Annotated in this window: 5 protein-coding genes and 2 pseudogenes; 3 read left to right on the top strand and 4 right to left on the bottom strand. The window is 34.9% G+C overall.

Annotated elements, in window-relative coordinates:
• A pseudogene (locus TY19_RS12840) lies at positions 1–403 on the top strand (transposase); the annotation flags it as partial.
• Positions 404–609: 206 nt separating this feature from the next.
• On the opposite strand, the gene TY19_RS06010 reads toward TY19_RS12840, so the two are convergent.
• Complete coding sequence (locus TY19_RS06010; protein WP_079979245.1) at positions 610–2,514, bottom strand: leucine-rich repeat domain-containing protein; 1,905 nt, start codon at positions 2,512–2,514, stop codon at positions 610–612.
• 414 nt (positions 2,515–2,928) lie between these two features.
• Between TY19_RS06010 and TY19_RS14155 the strand changes: the two are divergent.
• Together TY19_RS14155 and TY19_RS06005 are read left to right on the top strand one after the other, a co-directional pair.
• Positions 2,929–3,036, top strand: a pseudogene (locus TY19_RS14155) (IS982 family transposase); the annotation flags it as partial.
• A gap of 683 nt (positions 3,037–3,719) precedes the next feature.
• Positions 3,720–5,087, top strand: a complete 1,368-nt coding sequence (locus TY19_RS06005; protein WP_042280950.1) for a hypothetical protein — start codon at positions 3,720–3,722, stop codon at positions 5,085–5,087.
• A 58-nt stretch (positions 5,088–5,145) separates the two neighbouring features.
• Here TY19_RS06005 and TY19_RS06000 read toward each other — a convergent pair whose 3' ends face one another.
• The 3 genes from TY19_RS06000 to serS form a co-directional block, all read right to left on the bottom strand.
• Positions 5,146–6,450, bottom strand: coding sequence for a M18 family aminopeptidase (locus TY19_RS06000; RefSeq protein ID WP_042280948.1), 1,305 nt, complete (start codon positions 6,448–6,450; stop codon positions 5,146–5,148).
• Positions 6,451–6,566: 116 nt separating this feature from the next.
• Positions 6,567–7,520 (bottom strand): hypothetical protein, encoded by a 954-nt coding sequence (locus tag TY19_RS05995; RefSeq protein WP_011176036.1) that lies wholly within the window; start codon positions 7,518–7,520, stop codon positions 6,567–6,569.
• 700 nt (positions 7,521–8,220) lie between these two features.
• Entirely contained in the window at positions 8,221–9,501 is a 1,281-nt protein-coding gene (serS, locus tag TY19_RS05990) for a serine--tRNA ligase (RefSeq protein ID WP_039360142.1), read from the bottom strand.
• Positions 9,502–9,636 lie beyond the last annotated feature (135 nt).

Below are 9,636 nucleotides of genomic sequence, written 5' to 3'. Positions count from 1 at the left end.
AAATTTTGGCTTTTCAGCTAACTCCTGGAAATGTTGCTGATGTTTCTATTGCCGAAACCTTGTCGAAAGGGATTTTTGGGAAATGATTTGTTGATAAGGAGGTTATTTCGAAAGAGCTTTCAAAGAGGCTTTTGAAACAAGGATTTGAACGATTGACGACCATAAGATCGAATAGGAAGCAGAATCTTATAAAGTTGAAAGACAAAATTCGTAGAAAACGAGCTATTATTGAAATGGTGAATGATCAACTAAAAAATATTTCTCAAATTGAACAGACACGCCACAGAAATGCCGAAATTTTTTAATTAATCTATTGGCTGGGATGGTTGCTTATATTCATCAACCTAAAAAGCCATCGATAAAATTAGCAGAGCAGTATCACTTGTTGTTCATGGCTGCCTAAAAACCCAAAATTCAGGTTAAGAGCATTTTTGGCGTTTACAAGTATAAAATTGTTTGTATAGTGCCTCCAAAATTAGCGAGTAATTCTCTTAGAAAAGCGTCTCGTTGGGAGTCGATAAACTTTAATGAAATTTTATCCTTCACCTTCTTAGGACAAAGTACTCTTTTATTTTCGCCACCAGGTTTCTCTTTTATTGAAAGTTTTTTCTATCTAATAATTTTTAAATTGAGTGAAGCTGCTAAAGCTTTAAAACGTTCTAATCCTGCATCGGTGAGATTCTCACAGCCACTTAGATTGAAATACTGCAAACCCGTTAAAGTTGTCAAATGGGCTAATCCCTCATCAGTGAGATTCATACAGTAGCGTAGATTTAGATGCTGCAAAGCTGTTAAAGATGTCAAATGGGCTAATCTTGCATCGGTGAGATTCTCACAATTGTCTAAATTTAGATGCTGCAAAGACGTCAAGTATTTCAAATGGACTAATCCTGCATCGGTGAGATTATCACAATAGCTTAGATTTAGATGCTGCAAAGCTGTTAAAGATGCCAAATGGGCTAATCCTGCATCAGTGAGATTCTTACACCTACTTAGATTTAGATGCTGCAAAGCCGTTAAGGGTGTCAAATGGGTTAATCCTGCATCGGTGAGATTTTCACACTCACCTAGATTGAGATGCTGTAAAGCCGTTAAGGGTGTCAAATGGACTAATCCTGCATCGGTGAGATGAAAGCACCCACTCAGATTTAGATGCTGCAAAGCAGTTAAAGGTGTTAAATGAATCAAGCCTGCATCGGTGAGATTCATACAGTAGCTTAGACCTAGATGTTGCAAAGCGGTTAAGGATGTCAAACGTTCTAATCCTGCACTGGTGAGATTCTCACAATCGCTTAAATCTAAATGCTGCAAAGCCGTTAAAGATATTAAACGGACTAATCCTGCATCGGTGAGATGATACCACCCACTCAGATTTAGATGCTGTAAAGCGGTTAAGGATGTCAAACGTTCTAATCCTGCATCGGTGAGATTCTTGCACCAACTTAGATCTAAATGCTGCAAAGCGGTTAAGGGTGTTAAATGAACCAAGCTTGCATCGGTAAGTTTTTCAAAGCAGCGTAGATTTAGATGCTGCAAAGCCGTCAAGGATGTTAAATGCGCTAATCCTGCATCGGTGAGATTCTTGCACCAACTTAGATCTAAATGCTGCAAAGCGGTTAAGGGTTTTAAATGAACCAAGCCTGCATCGGTGAGATTCCTGCACTTGCTTAGATTTAGATGCCGCAAAGCCGTTAAGGGTTTTAAATGCGCTAATCTATCGTCCGTAATAGCCTGGCATGACACTAAATGAAGCACTTTTAAATTTTTACAATCTTTTAAAGCTGAGAAATGAGCATCTGTTAAATAAGTATTGTTTGAAAAATTGAGTGCTTCTATCTCATTTGAGAGGTGATTTATAATTCTTTCAAACTCAGCTAACTGACTGGTCTGGTTTAATAAGGCGCTCACGACAATAAATTCTAAATAGTTTTTCAATCTATTTAATTGACAGCGATGTGCAAATTTTAAAAGCTCTTTTAATCCGATTAAACTTTCTTCAGTGGAGTTAAAAGTTTCAAATTTTTGTGATTTGTATTCATCAATCAGTTGCTCTTCTAAACTTTTTACCACTCCTGTTAGTTCATAATAATCGGCGAGTTGAATAGAAGAAGAGATCTCTTCTAAGGGAACTTTAAAGTTAGCGTCCATCAGGCAATTGAGTAAAAGCGTAAACTCTTTTTGTGTCAAAGCGAGAGGGTGTTGCAGGGTTTCTTGAAATTGCCCCGACCACAGATTCTTAAAGTAGTGTGATTTTTCCCTTAATAAAGCTAGCTGAGAGTGAGAAATAGTTAGAGAAGTTCCCTCTTGAAAGCTTATTTGAATTTCATCAGATGAAGGTAAAAGAGTGGGAGCTGGAATCATTGGTGCACTAGTTTCTTCTAGATTAGGCAAAGAATTATCTAAGGAAGTATTTTCATTCTCAAGTTGATTGTTAATGTCTTGAAGGAGATAGTAAGGTGGAATTGTTGTATAGACAAGATGACTAGAATTAAGCCCAAAATTAGAAATATTCAAAATGACCATCCCAATGAGTGAAATAAATTTTCATTTATAGATATTTTAAAATTATGATGTATAGATAAAAATTATTGCAATATTAATAAATTAAAATAGGAAATCAAATTTTAAAAGAAATTTTCATTTATCAATGAAGGACTATTAAAAATTAATTAAGAATCAATCGGGCTTAAATATAGAATCTTTAGTTTTTAATCTACAACATTTTAAGTCCAAGAGATGATAGGATCATGAAATAAATGGGTCATAAATTATTATAGTTTAGGTTGTATTGTTTATAATTTATAAAACTGAAATTTGGATTTATCCCTTTGATAATGAATAAAAGAATAAAATTTAAATAACAAAAGACCTCTGTTTTAAAACATTTGTTTTCCCAAACTAATTTTTAATATGACATGAGAGATCAAAATGGATTTAATCAAATGATATTGTTGGGTAGATGATTTTTGGAAGTCTTTTGAGCAGAAATGGAATAAACAATTAATTGATCATGGTAAAACAAAGCGAGGACTTCAACTATCTGAGTATACAGAACATGGCCAATTTTACCTGTTTGCGAATAATTAACTTTTAACTGAGCAAACAAATGCATTCCTAACAGCAAAACAACAAATACAAAAATCCCAACCTATATAAGTTGTTAACCTTATCTATCTCTGAAAAAAGTATACATTGATTTGATAGAGCACATTATTAAATTGGCATTTATATAGAATTTTCCATGATTGCCATTTTCAAGAGAAGTTAATCGCGAGTAGCAGCCGAAATTTTCTTATGATGAAAGAATAGTATTTGTTAAGCCCTATCCCAATCTTACTGAATTTTCGTTTTGGGAAATCATTTATTACTATTTTTTATAAGAACCTAGCTGTGACTGAAGGGCGTGAACCCAATCATCTATGTTTTTTTAATGACCATGAAAAATTCTTCCCTTAAAGTACTCTTGAAATCTCCTAATAAGCAAAAAAATCTATTTTATTTTCACTTTTTAAGGCAGGGGTAAAAAAGTTTCTTATGAGTTTTTATAAAGGAATTTCTAGGTATTAATTGATGTCTTATAAAATTAATTATGATATAATGAAGTTATAGAGCGTAAGGCATAGAATTTAGCAAGTTAGTCTTTACTCTAAAATTTGACCTTCTGACAATCGGTCTCTTACCGATTTCAATGCAAATTTCTTAGACAAGGGGAAAGTGATATGTCTGATTTAGATGCAAATATTCATGGCTATTCTTATGGAGCAGTCCATGGTCCGACTCAAGTAGAAACAACCGAAAATTCCGAATCAAAGACAAATAATTCTACCGTTTCAACAATTGAGCAAAGTAAGGTTGTTGCATCGTTAATGATCCCCCCTCCCAATTTCCCTGCTTTAGTTTCACCTCCAGCGAACGGGGAAACTTCTCTCGTTTTAGTTGTTTCATCAATGAATAATAGTAGTCAGCCTATTTTAGCATTTATGCGAAGTATGCAAGAACAAACGTCAAAAATTATGGATGAGATGTTGGATGGGTGGTTGAAAAATATCAAAGAAATTGATGAATATGTTCAACGATTGATCAATTCTCCTCAATATCTGGCATTACAAGATATTCGACTTAATGGTGACCCTAAACAAGGAAATGTCGCTGGTATACAAGATCCTACTTCTGCGAATGCAGCTGCAGCAAATCCTACAACAGCCAATGTAGCTCCTTATACTTTTCTCAACTCTCTTGATCGGTTGAATAAATTTGAACGTGTTGCTGAAGCTGCTTCAGCTTCAGAAAGTTCACCAGCTAGTGACGCGGCTCGACAAGTTACTCTAACATTGATTTCCACAATGATAATTGGAGGAGCCATGTCGTTAGGAGCTACAGAATTGACAACTTCAATAGATGGAGTCAGTAGCAGCCCGTTTGTAGGACCTGTCGAATTGTTAGAAAAGCTGCAACCTGTTTTTCCACAGTTAGTTATTCAAGATATGATTCCTATGATTAACTTGATGGTTGCCTCTACTTTTTATGCGACTGCTTTGGACGAAGCTGTTAGCAATGCTAAAGAAAGGGAAGGGGAAAATCATGTGGAAGCTGCACAAAACTTTGCCCGTGATGTAATTAAAATGGTTGCGGATCCAGCTTTTGTGGCAATGACTTATGTGAATAAAATGGAAGGGGCCGATCAAATGAGCCCTGAATTAAAAGAAAGAATGGCCGCACTTGTCAAGCTTGTTTTAGCTAGTGTGGCTTTAAGTTTATTATATACTGTTGAAGTAGGTAAAGTTCAATCTGGAAAATACTGGGGAATGGAGCCTCAAGAATTTCGAGATTTATTAAATGGGACCATTCCCGTTAAGACATCAGGCTCTTTAACAGCGCAGGAACAAATGGTAGCGACTCTTTTAAATCAGATAAAAGCGCAATTGGATATTTTACCAGCAGAAGAAAGAATACGAGCCATAGAAACCATTTTAGATTATGTAGGAGAGAGCCATCATTTAGAAGGGATGCTAGATCCTGGAAAAGTCTTTCATGAAACCTTTAATCCTAAAGATCCTACTAAAGATCCCAATCTTCAAGCAGTTTAATCTTTTTAAACTTTTATCGCCTTTTCAATGTGAGTTGAAAAGGCGATTTTTATTTTGATTAAATAATTGGCCACTCCGGCATTTTTAAAATTACTTTTAATAGATTGAGTAAATGAATATAATCTTCTGAGGCCATTAACTCTCGGCAAGAATGCATAGAAAGTTCGCCACAACCAATATCTACCGTTGAAATTCCCGCCGTACATGCTTGCAAAGGTCCAATAGTTGAACCACAGGGCATATCGTTACGACTGACAAAATGCTGGAGAGGAATTTGCTCTATTCCTGCGGCAAGATGAATGGGAATGGATGAAGTTGCAGTTGAAGCATATCGCTGTTGAGCGTTATTTTTGATGATAACTCCCTGCCCTAGTTTAGGTTGGTGCATCCCATCATGTTTATTTAGATAGTTTGGATGCAAAGCGTGAGCTAAATCAATCGAAGTGCAATGTGATTGATTAAGTAGGCGAAAAAGATCTTCTTTTGAACAATTTAAATTTAATAAAATTCTTTCTAATGTTTGATGAAAAAAGGGAGATTCCGCTCCTTGAGATGTGTGTGAGCCGACTTCTTCATGATTCCAAAAAATGGCCATCTTTATATCATTTTCAAGAGGAGTTGCTGTTTCAATAAGTGCTGAAAGGGCAGCATGGACACTAGCTAAGCTATCGATTCGATAAGAAGAGATGAACTGATTTTCGAAACCAACAAATCGAGCTTTATCAAGGGGATAAAGAAATAAATCGAATGTTAAAAGTTCCTGGAAATCAATCTGTTTTTTTAAAATAGTTTCTAAATAAGTCTGTCCTGTTGGAATATCTTTTTCTAATGCAGCTAATGCATTTAAGTGTTCTTGTTTATTTAATAAAAGTCCTTTTTCGTTTACTTCTCGATCTAGATGAATAGCTAATTGTGGAATGACAACGGGAAAACTGTCTAATTGTACTAAACAATTTTCTGGCTGATTATTTTTATTTTTATAAATAATGTGTCCAGCGATTCCAAGGTCTCGATTTAACCAAGAGTTTAAAAGAGGGGATCCATAGATTTCAACACCCAATAAAATCATTGAATGGCGGCGGATTTCTGCTTGGGGTTTAAGTTTAAATCCTGGACTGTCTGTATGAGAAGCCAATAAACGAACGCGTATGGGTGAATTTTTAGAAAGAGTAAAAACGCAAAGCGTAGTTTGATGATGTTTAATATAATAACTGTGTCCGAGTTTTAGTTCCCATTTCTCATTTTCTTTTAACTCAGTGTATCCATGTTTGGAAAGTCTTTGACAAGCTTCTTCGACTGCATGCCAAGGTGTAGGAGCATTGTTTAAATACGAGAGTAAGTCATTTAAATAGTAATTTTTCATACTTTAGACTCCGGACTTCCAAAAGTTAATAGGATTTACATAGACAAAAAAATACCTAAGGTAAGTTTTAAGTTACCTTAGGTATTTGTGAATATGATTTCAACTAGACAAGGAAATTAGAATTGTTTTCCGAATGTCAAGTTAATAGCATATGAATTCCATTTGTGTGAAGTTCTTTCATTTCCACTTAGGTTAATGATTTCATCACTTGAGTTGCTGCTTACGTGACCATGGTGGCCATGACGTCTAGAAGCTGTCCAGTCTTGGAATTTTACGCAAAGTCCAGCTGTCCAGTCGTTAGAGAAGTCATAATCCGCACCCAATGCAAATGTCCATGCATGAGCATGCTTAGAACGATGTATATGGTGTTGGCTAAGTAGCTCATCATGGTATCTACCTTTGAAACGAGCAAAATGGTACTCTACTTCAGCATAAAGATTCCAAGTTTCGCCGTATGGGCGGTAATTGAAATCAACTCCAACAAAAGGTCCATACCAACGGCTGTTAAATTTGTGTGTGTAGCTTCCGTAGCTGTTAGGATTAACAGCACCAGTTGAATCAAATCCTAAGCCACCCTGCTCAACAGAAATATGTTGTGAATCTAGTGCATAACCAACTACTGGTGATAATGCTAATGTGCAATCACTAAAATAGAATGGATATCCAACACCAATGCTTAGATCATAAACAAAGTTTTCATCGATAACATCTCTACGTGTATCTGTTACAACGAAATCTTCTGAACCAAAACCAGCAATAACTGGGCTTTTGTAAGTAGAAAATGTTCTTTTGTAATCACCGTCAACGATCCAGCCCCAATTTACAGAAGCACGACCGTAGAAGTTGTAACCTAACATTGTTCTTCCTTTCAAACCAATTTGAACGATGTCGAGGTCTTTAAATTTTCTGTGGAGTTTATAGTTTGGATTATAAGATGGAGCTTTTTGGTTCCAGCTAATGTCATCATGACGATATCCAACTTCAAAGGTTAGTTGTCCAAAATCGGCGTTGGCGTAAGATACTGAAGATCCTACTAATAACGTCATTAAGAAGGTTATCAACTTTCGCATATTTTTTCCTTGTTAACGTTTAAGTTTACCTTAAATTCAAAATGTTGGCTTTGTTTTGCCAGACTTGCGGAGCAAGTAACAGGCTTTTATGATTAGTTTAATTATTAGAATTTAATCTAATCACTTTGACAACCCTTATTTTCTTCATGCTCAAAAAGAGCTATTAGAAATTAACTACAGGTTTTGCCAATAAATTATCACTGCAAATTCTGTAAACAAAACTCTGCGTAATTCGATGCCACTATCAATCATCTTTTAATTATCTGTCAAAGGTTTTTTTTTGCGAAATTTTTATTATTTTAGCCCTTTGAAAATAAAGAACTTGTAAAATAGTTCTCTCTTAAAGATTTTGCAATAAAATGTTTCTGATTTTTATTTAAGTCAGTAAAATGCTTAAAAAAAGTTAGATTTCGACAATTTCAGATCTGTAAATTGTCAACTAATGCTTAAGTAAAATGCAAATCAAACTGTTTACTAAAGCTGTTTTTAGGAAATTACAAATCTAGTTCTGATCTATTAAAAGGATTAATAATACTAATTTTTTAAAATAAATAAGCTTATAATTGATAATATAACTTTTTTCAAGAACTAAGAAATTTTTGTTTGTAATAGATTGATTTTAAAAGACTTATTTTTATTAGTAAGAGAGGCCTCAGAGCGAATTTACATTGTTAACAAGGTAAATTCGCTTACTTATATTTCAAATTGTGGGATTCAATGTGCTTTGTCCGTTTAAATAGCGTTGTAAGACATTAGGAATACAAACAGAGCCATCTTCCCGCTGATTATTTTCTAATAAAGCAACCATTAATCGAGAAGTCGCTAATCCAGAACCATTAAGGGTATGAACAAAATCTAACTTTCCGTCTTCACGTCTAAAACGTGTATTAGAACGACGGGATTGATAATCTGTACAATTAGATACAGAAGAGACTTCATAATATCTGTTTTGTCCTGGTAACCAAACTTCAATGTCTATTGTGCGCGCTGCAGCGAAAGACATGTCACCAGTTACTAGTAAAGCATTACGATAATGGAGTTCTAAGCCTTGCAAAATTTCCTCTGCGCTATCCATCATTTGATTGAATACTTGTGCGCTTTCCTCCGGTTTTGTAAAGCAAAACATTTCGACTTTATTAAATTGATGCATTCTAATTAGACCACGTTCTTGCGATCCTGCTGCCCCTGCTTCACGCCTAAAACAGGGGGTGTAGGCTACATATTTTAGACTGAGCTCTTCTTGAGGAATAATTTCATCCATATGCAATCCATTAAGAGGAACTTCGGCTGTGGGAATTAAATAAAGATGATAATCCTCATCTTGAATTTTAAATTGTTGACTTTCAAATTTAGGTAATTGTCCAGATCCAAACACAGTATTTTTTCTAACAAGAAGGGGAGGGATCCATTGTGTAAATCCATTTTTGACGTGAATTTCGATCATATATTGGATGAGGGCCCATTCTAGACGTGCTCCCATGGCTCGATAAACGGGCCAGCCTGTTCCAGAAATTTTAGCTCCACGCTTAAAATCAAATAAATTTAATTTTTCATTAAGTTCTACGTGATTTTTGAATGGAAAAGAAAAAATAGGTTTTTGTCCAAACTCTTTGATAACAACATTTTCTTTAGGATCTTGAGAGATTTTAATATCTTCCATGGGAAGGTTAGGTAAGCTAGATAACTCATAATTAAATTGTTCTTCCCATTCTTTAATTTGGTTATCCAAAAGATGAATTTCTGTTCCAAACCCTGCTACTTCATTCATTAAAGAAAAAGTATCTTGGTTAGCCCGTTTCATTTCTCCGATTTTCTGAGAAATCTCATTACGTTTTGCCTTGAGAGTTTCAACTTTTGTTTTAGCTTCGCGAATAGAGTGATCGAGGTGACAAATATTAGTAAGATCAATTTGCGGATCTTTCGTTTTTAACTGTTTCTCGACTGCAAAACGATCTTTACGGATTAAGCGAATATCAATCATGGCATGTCCTTTACTCAAAATGATAATAAAAAGAGTATAAAAAACTCTCTTCTTAAAAGGAAGGATTTCTATAGATGACAAAAAAATAATCTAACAGGTTAGCTTAACACAAAATACTCGTTTTGAAAGAACTTC

Origin of the sequence: Candidatus Protochlamydia sp. R18 (assembly GCF_000648255.1) — a bacterium.
GTDB lineage: Bacteria > Chlamydiota > Chlamydiia > Chlamydiales > Parachlamydiaceae > Protochlamydia > Protochlamydia amoebophila.
Note: the sequence above shows the minus strand (reverse complement) of the source record. Positions and strands in the feature narration are given on the sequence as shown.

Excerpts from the sequence above, each read along its gene's own strand:
- TY19_RS06005 (WP_042280950.1), top strand. The coding sequence starts at position 3,720 with ATGTCTGATTTAGATGCAAATATTCATGGCTATTCTTATGGAGCAGTC.
- TY19_RS06000 (WP_042280948.1), bottom strand. The coding sequence starts at position 6,450 with ATGAAAAATTACTATTTAAATGACTTACTCTCGTATTTAAACAATGCT.
- TY19_RS05995 (WP_011176036.1), bottom strand. The coding sequence starts at position 7,520 with ATGCGAAAGTTGATAACCTTCTTAATGACGTTATTAGTAGGATCTTCA.
- serS (WP_039360142.1), bottom strand. The coding sequence starts at position 9,501 with ATGATTGATATTCGCTTAATCCGTAAAGATCGTTTTGCAGTCGAGAAA.